Genomic DNA, 18,050 nt, shown 5'->3' with positions numbered 1-18,050 from the left:
GGCACCCCATGAGCGTTGAACCCGCCAGCGTTGAACCAACCGCGCCGGCTCCCCGGGGAAGTATCCGTTTCCGGATTGCTGCGCACCCCGTCGCCGCGTTCCTGGTTCTTGCCATCCCGCTGGCGTGGCTCGCGCAGTGCCTCGCCATCCTGCTGCTGCAGGACGCCACCCCCGGTCTTCTGGTGGAACTGCTTGTCCTGCTCGGGGTTGCGGTCCTCGTCACGGCAGCCACGGACGGCCGCGACGGGTTGGGCCGGCTGTTCAGTGGGGTGCTCCGCTGGCGCGTCGGCGCCGGCTGGTACGTCATTGCCCTGCTGGCGCTGCCGGTCCTGACGATCCTTACCGCCGTCGTGACCGGTACGCTCCGCGAGCCCGGCGGCGGGTGGGCCGCCACCGCCGGCATCTACCTGCTGAAGGCCGTGGTGGTCGGCGCCGTGCTGGGCAACATCTGGGAGGAACTGGCCTGGGCAGGGGTTGTCCAGCGGCGGCTGATGGACCGGATGGGCGTGCTTGCGGGCTCACTGCTGACCGCCATCCCCTTTGCCCTGATCCATTTGCCCCAGGCCTTCGCCGAGCGCGGGTTTGCGGCCACGCCCTGGGCGGACGTGGCGCTCTCGTGGGGAGTCCTGTTCGGCTTCGCCCTCGTGGCGCGCTACCTGCTGGGCCTGGTGTACCTCTCAACGGGCGGAAGCATCCTCATTTTGGGACTCCTGCACGGGTCGTGGAATGCGTCTCAAAGCATGGACACAGTGGACTGGTGGCAGTTCATCCCGGCAGTGGTGCTGCTGACGGCGGCAGTCGCGGCATACCGCGCCATCAGGTCCCGGACCACCGGCCAGGGCAGCAGCGGACATGCCCTGCGCCGGCGGCGCATCCGGCCGGTGGGGCCTGCCAACACGTAGCCCTCCTGGCACGGGAGGACGCCGCCGGGACTTCCGCCGGCCAGTAGCGCATAATCTGAGGAAGCCAGGATGCTGCCAGAACAGCACCCAGTTCCTGGCCAAGAGAGGCACGACATGTCCGAGAAGCTGCATCTCACCCCGGAAGACGAGTTTCCGGAAGATCTCTCCGCGGTCGGGGACAAGGACCTTCAGGTCCTCGACAGCCAGATCCAGCGCCAACTCGATTACGAGTATGTGGCCGAAGGCGAACCGAATCCCGAAACGGAATTCAGGCACTACGACCTCGATGAGGAATTCAGCGAGCGGGACAAGCGGGACTAACTGCCCACCGGAATTTCCAGCACGCCCGTGTCGGCGGACCATTCACTCTGTGTTCCCAGGCGGGCGCACAGCCCCTGCATCCGTGTGGCGATCCGTTGCGCGCTTTTCCCGGCCAATCGCGCCTGGAACCCGGTGATGACGGTCGGATGGAGCCGCAGCCGGACGGGCACGCCGCCGGAGAACTCCACGCAGAAGATGAAGGACTGGTCGTTGCGCTCCTCGGCGTCCACGGCGTAATCGTCGATGAAGTCACCGGCGCTGTAGATAATGGGCCGGCCGCGGTGGATCTCCACCCCCCGGAAGATGTGCGCCGAGTGCCCGAACACGAGGTCCGACCCGGCGTCGACCAGCGCCTTGCCAAGGCGCCGGTGCCCCGGCGGTACCTCGGCTCCCCAGTTGCCGCCCCAGTGCGCGGAAACCACCAACAGGTCCACCCTGGCCTTGGTGCGGCTGACCAGCGCCAGCAGGTCCCGGACCCGGGGGTCATGCCGGGCACTGTCGTCCGCCGGTACGTAATGGACCCCTGGCCGCTGCGGCCCTGCTTCCCAGTCCGGCTGGTTGTCCGTGAAGGCGATGAACCCGACGGCGGTTTGACCCACCCGCCTGACCGCAGGCCGGCGCGCATAGTCCTGGTCCGGTCCGGCCCCGGCGTGCAGGATCCCGTTGCTGTCCAGCACGGGCAGGGTCTCGCTTAAGGCCTCCGCTCCGTAGTCCAGTACGTGGTTGTTGGCGAGGGACACGGCGTTGATGCCGGCCGCCGTCAGGACGGCGACGTTCCGGGTGTCCGAGCGGAAATGGAACACCTTTCCAGGCTGCGGGGTGCCGCTGTCGGCCAGGACGCACTCGAGGTTGGCGAACCTGATATCCGCCTGGTCCAGGACGGGAAGCGTGTCGCCCCAGGGGAAACCGGGCGCGGCTGTCTTGAGCCTCTGGTTCACCAGCCGGCCCAGCATTACGTCGCCCAGCAACACCATGCGCATGGTGCGCCTCCGCCCTCCACAGGTTGGCCTACTGCTGCGCAGGGCCGGCGACGGCGTGCCGTGACCCCGCTTTGAGGGCGGTCCTGATGCGGACCTTTGAGGTGTAGGAGATCGAGCCGTACTGGAATAGGCGCACGGCCACACGGAGCATCACTGCGGCCCCGGCGTAGAGGATGGCGATCACCACCGCGGCCTCAAAGTTGCCCAGTGAGCCGAAGGCGTTCCGCAGCAAAGCCGTGACCGGCGCGGAGAACGGGAAGTAGGTGAACACCTGCACGATCGGCGAATGCGGCTCGGAGACCACCAGGCTGACTGAATAGAAGGGAATGAATATCAAGGCGATCATCACGCCCATGAAATTACCGGCCTCCTTCGCTGTGGGCATCACGGCGCCGATAGCCACCAGCGTGGTGGTGAACAAGGCGAAGCCGCCCACGAGGATCAGGAAGCCGACGCTCATGCGCGCGGGATCGAAGACAAGCCGGGACGCCTCGACCTCGGGGATGCTCAGGGCGTCACGGTAGAAGAGCGCGCCGATCAGGACGGGGGAAGCGAAGACGGCCACCTGCACCATGCCCACCATGAACAGCGCCAGCACCTTGCCGGTGATGAGGGTAGTGGGTTTCAGCGTGGTCAGGATCATTTCGGTGACCCGGTTCTCCTTTTCCTCCAGAGTGGAATTCAGCATCTGTCCGGCCAGGAGCACCACGAGTCCGTAGAAGACCACCAGGAAGGCAAGCGGCGGAATCACGGAGTTCATGCCCCCGGCCAAATCGGAGCCCTGGTACGTGACGGTTTCCACCTGCACAGTCCCGCCCGCCAGGCTGGACAGTTGCGGTGAGCCGATCCTCAAGGCAACGGCGTGGGCGAGCATGGCCTGGGCGACGGCGGCGTACTTGCCGTTCTCGAAAACACCTTTGTCCGTCCCGTACACCCGCACTGCCGTGTTCTCGGGATGTGCCGGGAACTCAAAGTAGGCATCGACGGCGCCGGACTGGACGGCCCGGATCCCGGCGTCGGACGACGCCGCGGCAGTGGCGCCGAACGCGGCGGCGTCGGCGGGGGTGATCAGGCCGGAGGCATCCACGTAGGAGATGCTGAACTGGGCGTTCTTCTGGGCCTCGGCGGCCGTGCTGGTGCTCGTGTTGCTAAGGAAGATCATCCCGAACACGATGGCCATGATGACGGGCACGGACAGTGTTCCGATCCAGAAGCGCGGCTTGGTGACCGTGCGGACGAACTCGAACCTGATCACCGTGCCCAGATTGTGCTGTGCCACGTCTAGGCCCCCGCCCTCAGGCCCACGCCGGCGGCGACAGGCGACGGCGGTGCGTGCTGCTCGCCGTAAACGCGGATGAAGATGTCCTCCAGCGAGATCTTGGTGGTGGTGAAACTGCGGATCACCACGCCGGCGTCCATGAGTTCCCGCAGGATGGCCGCTTCATCGGTGTCATCAGAGATGGACAGCTCCGCATAGTTCGTTTCCTTCAGCGTCACCTCATAGTGGGGTGACGCCGGAATGGACCCTGAGTGCCGGAGGCGGACAATCCTTCCGCCGTACTTATTCTGGACCTCATCAATGGTGCCGTAGGCCTCGGAGGTGCCGTCCTTCAGAAGGATGATCCGGTCACAGAGCCGCTCCACCTCCTCCATCTGGTGCGTCACCATGACCACCGTGGCGCCGTCGTTCTTCTGCTCCGCGATGATATCCATCAGCAGCCGGCGGTTCACCGGGTCGAAACCCTTGGTTGGTTCGTCCAGGATGAGGAGCTCGGGACGGTTCATGATGGTGACGCCGAGCTGGACCTTCTGCTGCTCGCCGCTGGAGAGCTTGTCCACCTGGGTGGCGGCCTTGCCGGCCAGGTCCACGCGGTCGAGGTACGCCAGGGACCACTGCCGCGCGGCGTGCCGGTCCAGTCCCTTGAGCCGGCCGAAGTAGGTCATGACGTCAATGACCTTTTCCTTCTTGTACAGCCCCCGTTCCTCGGGAAGGTAGCCCAGCCGGCTGCCGTGCTCCGGTTTGAAGGGGCGCCCGTTGACGTGCAGGATCCCTGCCGTGGGTTCGTATAGACCCAGGAGTGCTCGGATGGTGGTGGTCTTCCCTGAGCCGTTGCTGCCCAGGAATCCGAAGGTCTCGCCTTTCCGGACGTCGAAGGAAAGGTTGCGGACCACGGTGGTGTCCGCGAAGTCCATCCGGAAGCCGCTGATGTGGACCACTGCCTCGTCCATGGCCGTCGCCGCCTGTGCCGATCAATTGCCTGCCCGTGTCTCTTTCCCCCGGGGCGGGCTGCCATGTGACCAGACTGGCCGCCGATGCCCCAAGGCGGAAGGGGCGAAGGTCCCGGCCGGCGGGCATAAAAAATGGCCGGGGCGCGGAAGTCTCCGCGGCCCGGCCATCCGGTAACGACTACTTGTCGTTGATGGTGTCCTTGACGTCCTCGGCGGCGTGCTTCGCGTCGGCCGTGCCCTGATCAGTCTTGCCCTCGGTCTCCAGCTTGCCGTTGCCAGTCAGTTTCCCGAATGCTTCCTTGGCCTCGCCGATTGCCTTCTCGGTCGCGTTCTTGATCTTGTCGCCCAAACCCATGTTTGTTTCCTCAATCAGTTGATCAGTCGCAGGAAGGCGGATGCCGACCGTTGCCCCTCCACCCTAGGTGCAACCGGCTGCGCTATTTTCCATGCGACTTTTCGGGTCCGCATCAGACGCACGGGGACGGTAGCATCATGACCATGCCCGGAGTTCTCGACATTGCAGGCCCCATCCTGGAAGTGCTGACCTGGATTTGCCTGCCTGCCGGCCTGGTCCTCCTGGTGGCCGTGGCGGCGATGCGGCGGTTTGAAGATCAGTGGACCCAGTCGGAGGGCGTGGTCTACTCCGACGAGAGCGGCGTGGGTTTCCGCTGGTTCGACCACCATTACCAGGTCCACAACGCGCCAATGTCTCCGCACGACATCCGGCACATGGCCCCGGGGGACGCCGTCACCATTCACTACGCGGTGAAGACGCCCACCCGGTGGCAGACCAGCGCGCCGGAGGTTCGCGGCGAGGCGGCCGGAGTCCTTGGCTGGATCCTGAGCGGGATCGGGGCCGCAGCCCTGATTGCCGGCTTCCTGCTGCCGATGTTCTAAGCGGCGGAAAGGGCGGTCCGGGCGGAAGGCCAGGACTTGAGGACCTCCAGTGCGCCGGGGTCACGTTCGGCCAGGATGGCCTGCCGGTAGGACTCCTCCAGCAGGGCATCGACGGAAACCCGGGTTCCGCTGGAAGCGCTGAGCACTGCGGCCTCCACCATCGCCAGGCTCATGATGTTCCGGTGGACCTGCCCCATGGGGTTGCTCCCGGCGCGGAGCGCAGCCACGAACTCCCGCAGTGAGCCTGCGATCTCCTGCCCGGGATCCTGGCTGTTGGCCGCCACTGTGGCCCCCATGGATTCCACCGTTTCCAATGTCGGATCGTTGTCGCCGTCCCACAGCACGGTGCCGTGTTCGCCGCTGATCCGCCATGACGCGTTCCAGGACGTCTCCTGTCCGGGGCTGCACCAGCTGCCGGTGAAAACGAAGCGTTCGCCGCCTGTCATCTCGAAGATGGCGCTCGCTCCGGCATCACCGCGGTACCAGCTCCAGGACGGGTTGTACTCCTCGCAGAAGACGGAGACCGGGTCGGCGTCGAGCAGGAACCGGGCCATGTCGAACTGGTGGATGGCCATGTCCAGCAGGAGCGGGTGGTCCATGGCGTCGCGGAAGCCGCCGAAATGCGGAGCCTTGAAGAACTCGGCCGAAATGATGCCGACGCTGCCCAGCGAGGCGGCAAGGCGCTTCGCCTCGAAAAGCTGCCGGTTGTAGCGCCGGGATTGGCTGACCATGAACAGCTGCCCGGACAGTTCGGCGGCGGCGGCGAGGGACAGGCCCTGCACCACCGTCGAGGCAACGGGCTTTTCGCCCAGGACGGGCAGGCCGGCAGCCAGCGCCTCGGCGGTCACCGGATGGTGCGCGGCAGGGACGGTGACGTTGATGACGGCCCGGGCTCCGACGTCGGCTGCCAGCGTCGCGGTGCCGGTCCCGACCGGAAGGTCCGGGCGCCCGATGGCGGCGGCCGCCGCGCGGGCGGCCGCAAGGTCAAGGTCGACGATGCCGGCGAGTTCCACGTCCGGTGACTGTTCGACCGTGTTCAGCCAGGCGCGGCCCATGCCGCCGGCGCCGACGACGACGACGCGCAGCGGAGTTCCGTCGTCGGGGATGGTGGCGAAGGAGGTGCTCACGCGGTAGCCCCCTGGTAGGTCTTGCCGTTGAAGAAATCGTTCGTTTCGTAACGCAGCAGTTCGGGGTAGGCGCGCTCGGGGCGGTCGGTGACGGCCCACTCGACGGCGTTCGCGATGACGCGGCGGACGTCCTTGTGGTGATAGACGGGATAGTCCTGGTCGCCCGGGCTGAAGAAGAAGATTTTTCCGTGGCCGCGGCGGAAGGTGCAGCCTGAGCGGAAGACCTCGCCGCCGCTGAAGGAGCTGATGAACACGAGTTCCTCGGGGGTGGGGATGTCGAAGAATTCGCCGTACATTTCCTGCTGGTCGATCACGATGGGGTGCGGCACTCCCTTGGCGATGGGGTGGGTGGGGTCCACGGTCCAGACGAGTTCCCGGTCCTGCTCGGAACGCCAACGCAGCGTGCAGGACGTGCCCATGAGCTTAGTGAAGATCTTGGACCAGTGCCCGGAGTGCAGCACGATCAGGCCCATGCCGGCCAGGACGTGGCGGTGCACCCGCTCCACGATTTCGTCGTCCACGTCGCCGTGGGACATGTGCCCCCACCAGGTCAGGACGTCGGTGTTGGCCAGGACTTCTTCGGTGAGGCCGTGCTCGGGTTCGTCCAGGGTGGCGGTGCGGACGCTGACCTTGGCGCCGAGGTTTTCCTCGATGCCTGCCTTGACGGCGCCGTGCATGCCGTCGGGGTAGAGGCGGGCCACGAGTTCGTCGCGCTTTTCGTGCCGGTTCTCGCTCCAGACAGTGACACGGATAATGCCGTCCTGCGGGGTTGCTTGCGTGGTCATGGGTTCTCCTTGGAAGAATTTGAGTGGTCGGATGTGTTGAAGGGACTAGCTGTTGAACCGTGCAGCTATTTGACGGCCCAGTTATTTAACGGCTCCGCCGGTTGTGCCCGCAGCGATGTACTTCTGCGCAGCCACCAGCAGGATGATGGCCGGGATGGAGGCGAGCACCGCCGTCGCCATGACCGAACTCCAGTCGTTTACATAGGCGCCGATGTACTGGAAGATGCCCAGCGTCACGGGCCGGACGGCTTCGGTGGTGGTCAGCGTCAGGGCAAACAGGAAGTCGCTCCAGGCGAACAGGAACGTGAACAGGCCGGCGGTGATGAGCGAGTTCCGGCTCAGCGGCAGCACGATGGACCAGAACGCGCGGATGTGCCCGGCGCCGTCCACCCTGGCCGCCTCGATCACCGAGACCGGCATGCCGTTCATGAACGCCCGGATGATCAGGATGGCGAACGGAATGCCGTGCGCCGAGTCCGCCAGGATCAGCCCGGGGATGGAGTTGAGCAGGCCGAGGTCGTTGTAGGCGGTGTAGAGGGCGTTGGCCACCACGATGCCGGGAATCATCTGGCTGATCAGGATCGCGAACAGCACGATGCCGGCACCGCGGACCTTGAAGTAGGCCAGGGCATAGGCTGCCGGAGCTGCGATGGCCAGGCTCAGCGCAACGCTGCCCAGCGAAATGACCAGGCTGGTGCCCAGGTTGCCACCCTGCTCACTGATGGCGGTGGCGTAGCCGGTGAAGTCCGGTTTCAGCGGCAGCCAGGACGTTTCCAGCGTGGTGCCGTTGGGCTGCAGCGAGGCGTTGACCATCCAATAGACCGGGAACAGCATGATGGCCAGGAAGAAGATGGCCAGCGCCGTGGAACCCCAGTTCTTGCGGTCCGGGGCGAGGCGGGTAGTAATTGCCGCCCGGGAGGCAGTTGTCGTCGTCATGGTTTCCTCACTCATCTACGGCTCGCCGGCTGGCACGGAGGTACAGGACCGCGAACACCAGCGAAATGACTACCAGGACGTTGCCCAGCGCGGCGCCCTCGCCGAACTTGAACTCCTGGAAGGAGAGCGTGTAGGACTGCGTTGCGATGGTCTGGGTCGAGTTGGCCGGGCCGCCGTTGGTCAGGCCCAGGATGATGTCCAGGACCTTGAGCGTGTACACCACGCCCAGCACCAGGACCACGCTCACCACCGGCCGGAGCATGGGCCAGGTGATGTGCCGGAACGCCTTCCAGCCCGTGGCGCCGTCCAGGGATCCGGCCTCGTAGAGCTCGTCGGGGATTTCCTGCAGGCCGCCGTAGAGGATGGTCAGATTGAAGGGGATGCCGATCCAGATGTTGACGCCGACCACGGCGATCAGGGCCAGCGACGTGCTGGTCAGCCACGGCACGCCGGTGTCGATGATGCCCATGTCGCCCAGGAACCGGTTCAACGCGCCGCTGTCCTTGTCCAGGATCCAGCGCCATACGGCACTGGAGACGATCAGGGGCAGCAGCCAGGGGAGAAGGAGCAGGCTGCGGAGGATCCCGTTCAGCGGGAATTTCCGCTGGAAGAAGATGGCCAGCGCCAGGCCGATCACGAACTGGCCCAGGATGGACCCCACGGTGAACAGCACCGTGTTGAGCAGGGACGTGGAGAACAACGACGACGACAGGACAGTCACGTAGTTGGCCAGCCCCACCCACGGGGCTTCGCCGGTAAAGAACGTGGCGGTGGTGTAGTCCTGGAAGCTCATGACGACGTTCTTGACCACGGGGTAGCCGAAGAACAGGGCCATGTAGATGACGGCGGGCACCAGGAACAGCCACTGGAAGAGGCGCTCCCGCCGCTGGCGGCTGCGCCGCCGCGGCGCGGGCGCGGTGTGTCCCGTTCCCTCGCCGCCGGTCTTTCCGGCAGCAGGCTTTCCGTTGGCCTTCCCGTGGGGTGGTGTCGCCTGCGACAGATCAGTAGTCAGTGACATTGCCTATGCCTACTGTCCCTGCGCTTGCTTCAGGGCATCCGCAGGGGCTGCCTTCCCGGTGAGCGCGGTCTGGATGGCGGTGTAGATCTTGGTGGCCTGTGCGGGCCATTCCTCGCCGAGCTGACCGGTGCGGGCCCGGGCCGTCTTCACGAGTTCGGTGAAGGTGGCGAGTTTGGGGTTTTCCTCGGCGAACGTGGCAGCCAGGGTGGTCTTGGACGGGATGGTGTTCCGGACCTTGGCCATGGCCAGCTGGTTTTCGTCGCTGTTCAGGCAGGAGACCACTTCAGCGGCCTTGGCCTGGCGGGCCTTGTTCCCGGTCTGCGGCACGGTCCAGACTTCTCCTCCGAGCGGCGCAACGGAGGTCTGGCCGGCTTCCCGGACCGGGATCTTGACCACGCCGTACTGCAGCGAGGCCTGCTTGTCGAGGGAGGGGATCTGCCACGGACCGTTGACCATCATGGCGGCCTTGCCCGCAAGGAACTGGTCCTTGACGTCAGCCTGTGTCCAGTTCAGGGCCGAGGAGGACACCGAACCGTCCTTCACCAGGTCGGTCCAGAGCTGCAGGGCCTGTGCCGTCTCCTGGGTGTCGATGTTCTTCTCGTTGCCCCCGTTGGACCACATGACCGGCAGGAACTGCCAGGTGCCTTCGTAGGTGGGATTGGCGTTGAAGGCCAGCCCGTACTGGTCCCCGGACGTGAGCTTGGCCGCCGCGGCTTCCAGTTCGTCCCACGTGGTGGGCGGGGTGACGCCGGCCTTCGCCAGGATGTCCTTGTTGTAGAACAGCGCGATGGTGTTGACGGTGGGGGCCAGTCCGTAGACCTTGTCCTTGTAAGTGCCCGCGCTGAGGACGCCGGGGGCGAAATCGGTGGTGCTGATGTTGAAGTCAGCCAAGGGGGCCAATGCACCCGTGGCGGCTATCTGCTGCAGGTCAGGGTTGTCCAGCATCAGGACGTCGGGCAGTGTCTTGGAGGAGGACTGCTGGAGGACCTTGGAGATCAGGGATTTGCCCGGTACCGTCTCCCGCTTGATGGTGACGCCTGCCTTGGTGCCGCAGGCGGTCAGTGCGTCGCCGATGAAGCCCTTGTCCGGTTCGTTGTTGTAGTAGTCCATGACGGAGATCTCCGACACGGACTGGGTGGAGGATGAGGCGGCAGTGCCGCACCCGGAGAGCAGGACCGGCAGGCCCACGAGGGCGGTGACGGCAACGGCGAGGGGCCGGTGTTTCCTGATTGCTGACTTCATTGTCTGTTCCTTGGTGTTGTTGGGAAGGTGAATTAGTCGAAGCGAATCATCGATGCGTATCGACGATGATCAAAAAAATGAAGGTCAAAAAAGTTGGGTCCATAAAGGAGTTCGAGCTGTGGAGGAGCTAAGCGCCGCGGGGTGGGCGGAGGGTGCTGGAACGGTGCGTTATGACCGTGGGGACCAACTCCAGGGATTCATGTGGTCCCGGGGAGTCGGCTTCGAGGAGCTGGCAGATGATCTTCACAGCGCGGCGGGAAACTTCCGCTGGGCGCAGGTCGATGGTGGAAAGCGGGATGGGCTGGAGGTCGGCAAGGGTCGGGGAGGCGCTGCCGATAACGGAAACGTCCACTCCCGGGGTGAGGCCTCGGCTGGACAGGATCCGCCGGAGGAGGTCCTGGACCGTGCCGTCCGGTGCGACGAAGGCCGGGATTCCGGTGGTTTTGGCCAGGGCCTTGTCCACGGAATCCGCAATGACGTCCCGGTCGGCGCCTCCCGGCAGGTGCAGCACCGTCACTCCGAGTTCACCTGCGGCTTTGTCGGTGCCGCGCATGAAGCGGTCCACGTAGTTGACGTGGCGGTCCACCACCTCGGGCTGCCAATCAATCACGGAGACCACGGAATGCCCGGCTGCTGCAAGGTCCCGCACGCACTGATCGCCGGCCATTTCGAAGTCCGCGTCGATGCAGACCAGCCCTGTGGGGTCCCGGGGGATGCCGATGAGCACTACCGGTACGTTGAGGCTGCGGACAACAGGAAGGCGTTCGTCGTCGCCTTCCACCTGCATGAGGATGAGTCCGTCGCAGATCTGTTGCCCCACTACCCGCCGGAGCCCAGGGGCCCCTTCGTCCTCCGTGACCAGCAGAATGTCGTGGTCGTGTTGGCGCGCGGTGTTGGCGATCACCGACACGAACTCCATGATCGATGCCATGTGGAGCTCGGGGATGAACGGAATGACCAGGCCGATCACGCGGGTCTTGCGACTCGCCAGCGCCCGGGCGCCGGCGTTGGGCTGGTAGGTGAGTTGCTCAATTGCCGCTTCGACCTTTTTGCGGGTTTTTTCGGAGATGGGCCGCTTGCCGCTCAGGACGTAGGAGACGGTGCTCTGGGCAACGCCGGCCGCTTCCGCGACGTCTTTGCTGGTTGGCATGCCTTCCCACCTCCTGTGCGTTGTGGCTTTCCGGGCCGGCAGTCCGGGCTCCGGGCCATCTGGTTTCGTACCAGCTAGGCTCCGGCTCCGGAAACTGTCGTCGATGCGCTTCGTCGATGCGTATCGAGGAATAGTATGGCATGCATCACATGCGGGGCGCAACGTTTAATTTCGGCGGAATTGTCTCGGCGGCCGGCAGCGTTTACAGCTCGAAGTGCGTCCTCGCCGGCCCGTGGCCAAGCGAATCGACAATGGCCGTGGCCACGCCGTGCAGCTTCACATTGCGGGCGCTTGAGGCAGCCTTGAGGAGTTGGAAGGCCTCCTCCTGGCTGCACCGGTTCTGGGCCATGATGATGCCGATGGCAACGTCGATCGCCGTGCGGGACTCCAGCGTTGCCTTCAGGTTTTCCGCCGTCTCGCTGAAGTGGGCGAACCGCACGGCCAGCCGGAGGGCCATGGACGTCTGGCTGACAAAGTCCTCGGCGAGCTCCAGGACCCTGCCCTCAAACCGGCCGGGGCGGTGCGAATACAGGTTCAGGGCCGCACGGGTGTCGCCGTCGAGGCGGAACGGCACGGCGAGGATGGACCGGACTCCGTGGCCAAGGACCGTGTCGGAGTAGTTGGGCCAGCGTTCGTGGTCCGCAAGGTCCCTGATGTGGACTGTTTCCTGGTCGCGGGAGGCTGTCATGCACGGGCCGTCACCGAAGGCGTACTGGATTTCGTCCATGGCCTGCGCCTCCGGGCTGCTGCTGGCCACCGTCGCTGCCTTCTTGTGGCGGAGGAGCGTGACCCCGCACAGGACGGCATCCCCCGGTTCGGAAAGGCTGCGCGCGGATACGCGTGCGAGCTCGTGAAGGAATTCGCCTACATCTGTACTGTTCAACACCATTTCATGCAGGTGCTGGCTGATTGACGTTCCGGTGTCTGCGGTCGACTCGCTGGCCACGATGTTCTTGCTGCCGTTTCGTTCAGGTCAAAACGAGCCGGCAGCGCCGCCATCCACGCTGGAAATTGAATCGCGGGGGAGCACGCAGAGAAGCCGGATCGTAGAACTATCCAACGGCCCTCTGCTGAACCGTACCGAGAAAGTATATACATCACTTTGACGGGCTCCGGAAACAGTGAAGTGACGTGTCCCGACGCCGGTGCACGGCGGGCCGGGAGGCCGCCCGGACGCCGAATCCGGGCCGAAAGGCCCTCGCAGGCGGCCGCGGCCTGACGGATAGTGGGAGAAAGAGGCCGTCGCCGTCCTTTCCGCACGCCCATCTGCCAGGCGCGCAGCGGCCAATGTCACACTGCGAACGGCTGGCGATGAGCATTTTCGAGGATCGGGTTGAAGCGGGACGGCGGCTGGGCCAGCGCCTGGAGTACCTTCGCGGCCAGAACATCGTGATCCTCGGATTGCCCCGGGGCGGCGTTCCCGTGGCCTTTGAAGTCGCCGCGGCTCTCGATGCACCGCTGGACGTTATCGTGGTGCGCAAACTGGGCGTTCCCTTCCAGCCTGAGCTGGCAATGGGGGCGATTGGTGAGGGCGGTGCACGCGTGCTGGACAAGCACATCATCTCCCACGTCCGGGTGGCGGAAGCCGAACTCGGAGCAGTCGAGGAACGCGAGCGCGCGGTCCTGGAAACGCGGGTGGAACGGTTCAGGAAGGGACGGACCCGCAGTGACCTGAAAGGACGCACCGCCGTGATTGTCGACGACGGAATCGCCACCGGTTCCACGGCACGGGTGGCGTGCCTGATTGCCCGGCAGCTGGGGGCGGCCAAGGTAGTGCTCGCAGTTCCGGTGGCACCGGCGGACACGCTTTCAGGCCTCAGGGAAGCGGACGAGACCGTGTGCCTTGCCACGCCCCGCCACTTCACCGCCGTCGGCTATCACTACCGCGACTTTTCCCCCACGGGCGACGACGAAGTGGTGCTGCTGCTGGACGCTGCGGCCAAGCGGCTGCATAACGCCCAGTCAGCGGCGAACGGGGCTGGCGTCGACGAGGACGTGGAGATCGACGCGGACGAAGTGCGGCTTCAAGGGCATCTCTACCTGCCCGCGCCGGCGGCGGCCGTGGTGGTTTTCGCGCACGGGAGCGGCAGCAGCAGGCACAGCCCCCGCAACCGATTTGTGGCCTCATTCCTTCAGCGGGCGGGGCTCGGGACACTGCTCCTTGACCTGCTGACGCACGCCGAGGAACTCCATCGGGCCAACGTGTTCGACATCGAACTGCTCGCCGGAAGGCTCGCGGCGGCAACCGAGTGGCTCGCCGACCGGCCGGAAACGGCCCGCAGCCGCGTGGGGTACTTCGGGGCAAGCACTGGCGCCGGGGCCGCGCTATGGGCGGCCGCGGAACCGGGAGCGCGGGTTGAGGCCGTGGTTTCGCGGGGAGGCCGTCCGGACCTCGCCGGTAAAAAACTCAACGCCGTCAGTGCCCCAACGCTCCTGATCGTGGGCGGCGCCGATCGCGAGGTACTGGAGCTCAACCATTGGGCCCAGGCCCTCATGCACTGTCCCAGCCAGTTGACGGTGGTGCCGGGAGCCACACACCTGTTCGAGGAACCCGGGACGCTGTCCGAGGCCGCGGGACTGGCCAGGGACTGGTTCGTCCGTTACCTGGTGCCGGGGGAACCCGACGCGGCACAGGGATGACCGGCGGGAATAGGGTCGAGATCAGGGTGACGTGATCGAATCCGCGGTCTAGCGGCCCTGCGAGGGCATCCTGCCGAGCAACAGTTCGCTGTATAACGAGACGTGGTCGGCCACCATGCGCCCGATGCTGAAGCGCAGCTCGGCAGCCTGACGGCACGCGCGCCGGTCCAGTGCCGACGCCAGGACCAGGGCTTCGGCCAGTTCCCGGATAGTGCCGCGGAGGTAGCCTGTGACGCCGTCGTCCACGATTTCAGGGGCCGCACCGGATGCCGTACCCACCACGGGAGTGCCGGTTGCCAGCGCTTCGATCATCACCAGGCCGAAGGGTTCGGGCCACTGGATCGGGTTGAGGAATGCCGCAGCGCCGCCCAGCAGCTGGTACTTTTCCGCTGCGGTAAGTTCACCCAGGAACTCCACATCCGGGCCCAGGAGCGGGGCAACCTGGCTGTCGAAGAAGTCGGACTCCTCCTTGCCTTGGACGCGGGCGGACATCAGGAGCCTGAAACCCGCCTCCCTGGCGACCAGGATGGCTTCCCTCGGGCCCTTGTCCGGACTCATCCGCCCGAGGAACGCAGCGTACCCGCCGCTTCCGTCACCCACCGGAACGGCGTCCACATCGATGCCGTGATGGATCACCCTGGCGATGCTGGCGCCTCCGGCGTCGGCCGCCTGCCGATGCGAGATCGCCACCATGGACACATCAGGCCCCATGAGCCGGTAAAGATCGCCAAGGCGCGAGCTGAACAGTCCGTGGTTGGTGGTGACCACGGGCAGGGAAGCAGGGCGGTAGCGGAAAAAAGGGCCGGCCACGGTGTGGTCGTGCACCAGGTCCACATCCGTCAACGCTGCATAGGCACGGGCCACATGGTACAGCTCGGCTCCGGCGGACCAGATGGCGGACGAGTCGAAACTCGGCTTCGGCATGTCCGGCACCAGGGGAACCGGACAGGTGCTTCCTTCCGGGGCAGCCAGCAGGACCTCGTGCCCGGCCGCGGCCAGCCCTCGGGCCAGCCCGTCCACCACCACTTCGGTGCCCCCGTAACGTGGTGGAGGCACCAGAAGCCATGGCGGGGCGATCAGTCCGATGCGCATCTCTGATCACCTCCTCCTTTCGGGGAAGCCACCGTATTCCGCTGACTTAGATTCCCATTAGCGCGCGCGTCTTCCCAGTGTCTTTAGTCCCGCCCGGTGTCCCTTGAGCGGCTGTGTCCGTCTTGGTACTGTGTTGTCATCAGTCTGGGGTTGATCATGGGAACTCGGTGAAGCAGTCCGCCGTGTGAGTCTCGTTGCCTTGGGGAGCCGCATGATCCCGGACCTTCCGGTTTTCACACCGTACAAATCAGCCTTCGTTCGATGGCGCCATGTGGCGTGAACCCATCCGTAGGCGCACCGAGGATTTGTTGCGCGACTTCGTTGCCCGGGCCGATGAACTCGTGCGCGCCCAAGACCAGATGCAGGGCCTCCTGGGCGCCGTAGTCTCCCTGACTGAGGACCTCAGCCTCGAAGCCGTTCTTGACCGTGTGGTGCAGTCCGCCTGCGAACTGGTGGGCGCGCGCTACGGCGCGCTGGGCGTGCTCGACGACGATCACCAGCTGGGACACTTCATCACCGTGGGAATTGACGACGACGGCGCCCGGCTGATCGGCGAACTCCCCACGGGCCGCGGCGTACTCGGCCACCTGGTCAGCCACCCCGAAGCCCTGCGGCTCGACGACCTGGGTGCGCACGGGAAGGCCAGCGGATTCCCGCCCAACCACCCTGATATGAAGACCTTCCTGAGGGTTCCCGTCCGCGTCCGGGGCGCCGTGTTCGGGAACCTTTACCTGACCGAGAAGCTCGACGGCGGTCCGTTCACCCCGGAAGACCAGGAGCTGGCCTCGGCCCTGGCGTCGGCGGCGGGAGTCGCCATCGAGAATGCTCGGCTCTACGAGGACACGCGGCGGCGGCAACGGTGGCTGGAAGCCGGGCTTGAGGTGAGCGACCAGCTGAGTTCGGCGCTGTTCCCCGGAGAAACGGACAACCTGGACCTCGTGGCGGAGCGGGCATTGACTGTTTCGGACTCGATCCTGGCCATGATTGCCTATCCGGACGCCGACGGCACACAACGGTGCCGGACCATGGTGGGCGTTCAGTCCCTCCCCGCCGGTCAGGAGCTGCCGGCCTCGGAAGTCCTCTCCGAGGTCCTTGAAACGGGATTGTCGGCACTGGTGCGGGACCCCGAAGACGTGTTCGGACCCGACACTGACGGGAAAGTGGGCCCGCTGTTGGTAGCGGCCCTGGGGCGCAGGAGCAGTGAGTGCGGGCTCCTGATCCTTGCCCGGCCACCAGGAGCAGCCCTGTACCTCCAGGCCGACATCCAGTCCAGTGCCGTTTTCGGTTCCCGGGTGGGGTTGGCCCTGGGGCTGGCCAGGGCCCGGGAACGCCGGGAAGAGCAGCTGCTGTCCACCGACCGCGACAGGATCGCCCGGGACCTGCACGACCTGGTGATCCAGCGGCTGTTCGGCGCCGGCCTGAGCATGCAAAGCCTGCGGCGGTACATCCCGGACCCCGTGGCCCAGGAACGTATTTCGGCGGTGACTGCCGAACTGGACAGCACCATCCACGAACTCAGGGACACTATTTACTCCATGCGGACCGGCCACGGGCAGAAGGAGCCGCTTACCGGCCTCATTATGCGGACCATCCACGAGGGGATCCGGAACTCCGAATTCTCACCCAAGGTCCAGCTGACGGGACCGGTGGACGAAGCGGTTCCCGACGCCGTCGTCGAGCAGCTCCTGCCGGTGCTGTCCGAGGGTCTGAGCAACGCCGTCCGGCACTCCGGCGCCAATGAAATCGACATCTCCCTGACGGCCAGGCCAGACGGTGTGGAGCTCAGGATTGCGGACAACGGCTGCGGGTTCGAAAACCCCAGGCGCATCAGCGGCATTGCCAACATGAAGCACCGGGCCGTGGCCCTGGGCGGTGAATGCTCCATAAAGAGCACACCGGGGCGCGGCACGCGCCTGACCTGGAGCGCCCCTTCCAAGTAAGACCAAGTCACCGGGTAAAGCGGCCGGCAGGGGAAAGCGGGGCCCAGGAAACCGGGACCCAGGCGACTGAAACTAATTGCGCAGCTCGAAGCCGAGCTTCACCAAAATTCCGGCCACGTGCATCTTCACCGCGGCCCGGGCAAAGCGTGTCTCCTCGCTGATCTCGCTGTTGGTCAGGCCTTGGCCAATCAGCGCCAGGACGCGTAGCTCATGGGAGCTCAGGCCGCTGTGCCGGCGATCCGCCTGCGCCTGGTACAGGCCTTCCATGACCCTGCGTTTGGCCCCTGGCGCCAGCAGCGATTCGCCGGTGGCCACCCTGCGGATTCCTTCCACGAGGGCGGTTCCGGGCAGTTGCCGGAGCACATAGCCGGCCGCCCCGGCCAATACCGCACCGCTTAGGGCGTGGTCGTCGTCGTAACTGCTGAGCAGCAGGCACCGGAGCGACGCGTTATCGGCGAGGATTTCCCGGCACACCTCTATGCCGGTGCCTTCCGGCAAATGCGCGCCGATCACCACCAGGTCAGGGTTGAGCGCAGGGATCCGTAGGCTTGCCTCCGCCGCCGACCCGCTCTCTCCAACCACCACGAAATGCGCCTCTTCCAGCAGTTCCCGCAGTCCCAGCCGGACGAGGGCATGGCTGTCGAGGATGTATACCCGCGTTCCCCCAACAACGTTCTCCCCGTGTGCTGGGTCAGTGGCCACCGTGAGCATCACCCGGTCCTGGTTTCGTCGGATTGATAACGGCCAGGACGCCCGCCATCAGCAGGACTGCGCCTGCGATGATGCTCGCC

18 protein-coding genes are annotated in these 18,050 nt (G+C 65.6%); 5 read left to right on the top strand and 13 right to left on the bottom strand.

Annotated features, from left to right (window positions below; all coding sequences use genetic code 11):
• Positions 1–8 precede the first annotated feature (8 nt).
• Together J2805_RS17890 and J2805_RS17885 are read left to right on the top strand one after the other, a co-directional pair.
• On the top strand, positions 9–902 hold the full coding sequence (locus J2805_RS17890) for a CPBP family intramembrane glutamic endopeptidase (RefSeq protein ID WP_309978611.1): 894 nt from the start codon (positions 9–11) through the stop codon (positions 900–902).
• Positions 903–1,016: 114 nt separating this feature from the next.
• Entirely contained in the window at positions 1,017–1,223 is a 207-nt protein-coding gene (locus tag J2805_RS17885; protein WP_309978608.1) for a hypothetical protein, read from the top strand.
• Here the strand turns inward: J2805_RS17885 and J2805_RS17880 are convergent.
• The 4 genes from J2805_RS17880 to J2805_RS17865 all read right to left on the bottom strand — a co-directional run bounded on the left by J2805_RS17880 (position 1,220) and on the right by J2805_RS17865 (position 4,787).
• Positions 1,220–2,203 carry a CapA family protein gene (locus tag J2805_RS17880; RefSeq protein WP_309978606.1) on the bottom strand — a complete coding sequence of 328 codons (984 nt, stop codon included), beginning with the start codon at positions 2,201–2,203 and terminating at the stop codon, positions 1,220–1,222. The genes J2805_RS17885 and J2805_RS17880 overlap by 4 nt on opposite strands.
• Positions 2,204–2,231: 28 nt before the next feature.
• The gene (locus J2805_RS17875; protein WP_309978603.1) at positions 2,232–3,482 is read right to left on the bottom strand and encodes an ABC transporter permease; all 1,251 of its coding nucleotides are present in this window, start codon (positions 3,480–3,482) and stop codon (positions 2,232–2,234) included.
• Between the two features lie 2 nt (positions 3,483–3,484).
• Positions 3,485–4,432, bottom strand: a complete 948-nt coding sequence (locus J2805_RS17870; RefSeq protein WP_309978602.1) for an ABC transporter ATP-binding protein — start codon at positions 4,430–4,432, stop codon at positions 3,485–3,487.
• A 178-nt stretch (positions 4,433–4,610) separates the two neighbouring features.
• Positions 4,611–4,787, bottom strand: coding sequence for a CsbD family protein (locus J2805_RS17865; RefSeq protein WP_309978600.1), 177 nt, complete (start codon positions 4,785–4,787; stop codon positions 4,611–4,613).
• Between the two features lie 143 nt (positions 4,788–4,930).
• On the opposite strand from J2805_RS17865, the gene J2805_RS17860 reads away from it, so the two are divergent.
• Positions 4,931–5,329: a hypothetical protein gene (locus J2805_RS17860; RefSeq protein ID WP_309978598.1), complete on the top strand. Its 399-nt coding sequence runs from the start codon at positions 4,931–4,933 to the stop codon at positions 5,327–5,329.
• On the opposite strand, the gene J2805_RS17855 is transcribed toward J2805_RS17860, so the two are convergent.
• From J2805_RS17855 to J2805_RS17825, 7 genes are all read right to left on the bottom strand, one after another.
• Entirely contained in the window at positions 5,326–6,456 is a 1,131-nt protein-coding gene (locus J2805_RS17855) for a Gfo/Idh/MocA family protein (protein WP_309978596.1), read from the bottom strand. The two genes, J2805_RS17860 and J2805_RS17855, sit on opposite strands and share 4 nt — an antisense overlap.
• Positions 6,453–7,241 (bottom strand): ThuA domain-containing protein, encoded by a 789-nt coding sequence (locus tag J2805_RS17850; protein WP_309978593.1) that lies wholly within the window; start codon positions 7,239–7,241, stop codon positions 6,453–6,455. The genes J2805_RS17855 and J2805_RS17850 overlap by 4 nt, the downstream gene beginning before the upstream one ends.
• Before the next feature lie 81 nt (positions 7,242–7,322).
• The gene (locus tag J2805_RS17845; RefSeq protein ID WP_309978591.1) at positions 7,323–8,177 is read right to left on the bottom strand and encodes a carbohydrate ABC transporter permease; all 855 of its coding nucleotides are present in this window, start codon (positions 8,175–8,177) and stop codon (positions 7,323–7,325) included.
• Positions 8,178–8,184: 7 nt separating this feature from the next.
• The gene (locus J2805_RS17840) at positions 8,185–9,195 is read right to left on the bottom strand and encodes a carbohydrate ABC transporter permease (RefSeq protein WP_309978589.1); all 1,011 of its coding nucleotides are present in this window, start codon (positions 9,193–9,195) and stop codon (positions 8,185–8,187) included.
• A gap of 9 nt (positions 9,196–9,204) precedes the next feature.
• A complete protein-coding gene (locus J2805_RS17835) occupies positions 9,205–10,437 on the bottom strand; it encodes a sugar ABC transporter substrate-binding protein (protein ID WP_309978587.1) in 1,233 nt (410 codons plus the stop codon).
• A 127-nt stretch (positions 10,438–10,564) separates the two neighbouring features.
• Positions 10,565–11,587, bottom strand: coding sequence for a LacI family DNA-binding transcriptional regulator (locus J2805_RS17830; protein ID WP_309978586.1), 1,023 nt, complete (start codon positions 11,585–11,587; stop codon positions 10,565–10,567).
• Between the two features lie 202 nt (positions 11,588–11,789).
• Positions 11,790–12,533: a GAF and ANTAR domain-containing protein gene (locus tag J2805_RS17825; RefSeq protein WP_309978583.1), complete on the bottom strand. Its 744-nt coding sequence runs from the start codon at positions 12,531–12,533 to the stop codon at positions 11,790–11,792.
• A 365-nt stretch (positions 12,534–12,898) separates the two neighbouring features.
• On the opposite strand from J2805_RS17825, the gene J2805_RS17820 reads away from it, so the two are divergent.
• Positions 12,899–14,227 (top strand): phosphoribosyltransferase, encoded by a 1,329-nt coding sequence (locus tag J2805_RS17820; protein ID WP_309978581.1) that lies wholly within the window; start codon positions 12,899–12,901, stop codon positions 14,225–14,227.
• Positions 14,228–14,275: 48 nt separating this feature from the next.
• Here J2805_RS17820 and J2805_RS17815 read toward each other — a convergent pair whose 3' ends face one another.
• Entirely contained in the window at positions 14,276–15,319 is a 1,044-nt protein-coding gene (locus J2805_RS17815; protein WP_309978580.1) for a glycosyltransferase family 4 protein, read from the bottom strand.
• A 269-nt stretch (positions 15,320–15,588) separates the two neighbouring features.
• On the opposite strand from J2805_RS17815, the gene J2805_RS17810 reads away from it, so the two are divergent.
• Complete coding sequence (locus J2805_RS17810; RefSeq protein ID WP_309978578.1) at positions 15,589–17,259, top strand: GAF domain-containing sensor histidine kinase; 1,671 nt, start codon at positions 15,589–15,591, stop codon at positions 17,257–17,259.
• Positions 17,260–17,331: 72 nt separating this feature from the next.
• On the opposite strand, the gene J2805_RS17805 is transcribed toward J2805_RS17810, so the two are convergent.
• Positions 17,332–17,970: a response regulator transcription factor gene (locus J2805_RS17805; RefSeq protein ID WP_309978575.1), complete on the bottom strand. Its 639-nt coding sequence runs from the start codon at positions 17,968–17,970 to the stop codon at positions 17,332–17,334.
• Between the last annotated feature and the right edge of the window lie 80 nt (positions 17,971–18,050).

It is taken from the genome of Arthrobacter oryzae, assembly GCF_031454875.1.
Classification (GTDB): domain Bacteria; phylum Actinomycetota; class Actinomycetes; order Actinomycetales; family Micrococcaceae; genus Arthrobacter; species Arthrobacter oryzae_D.
The sequence above is the reverse complement of the archived record's forward strand: the minus strand, read 5'-3'. Positions and strand labels throughout refer to the sequence as shown.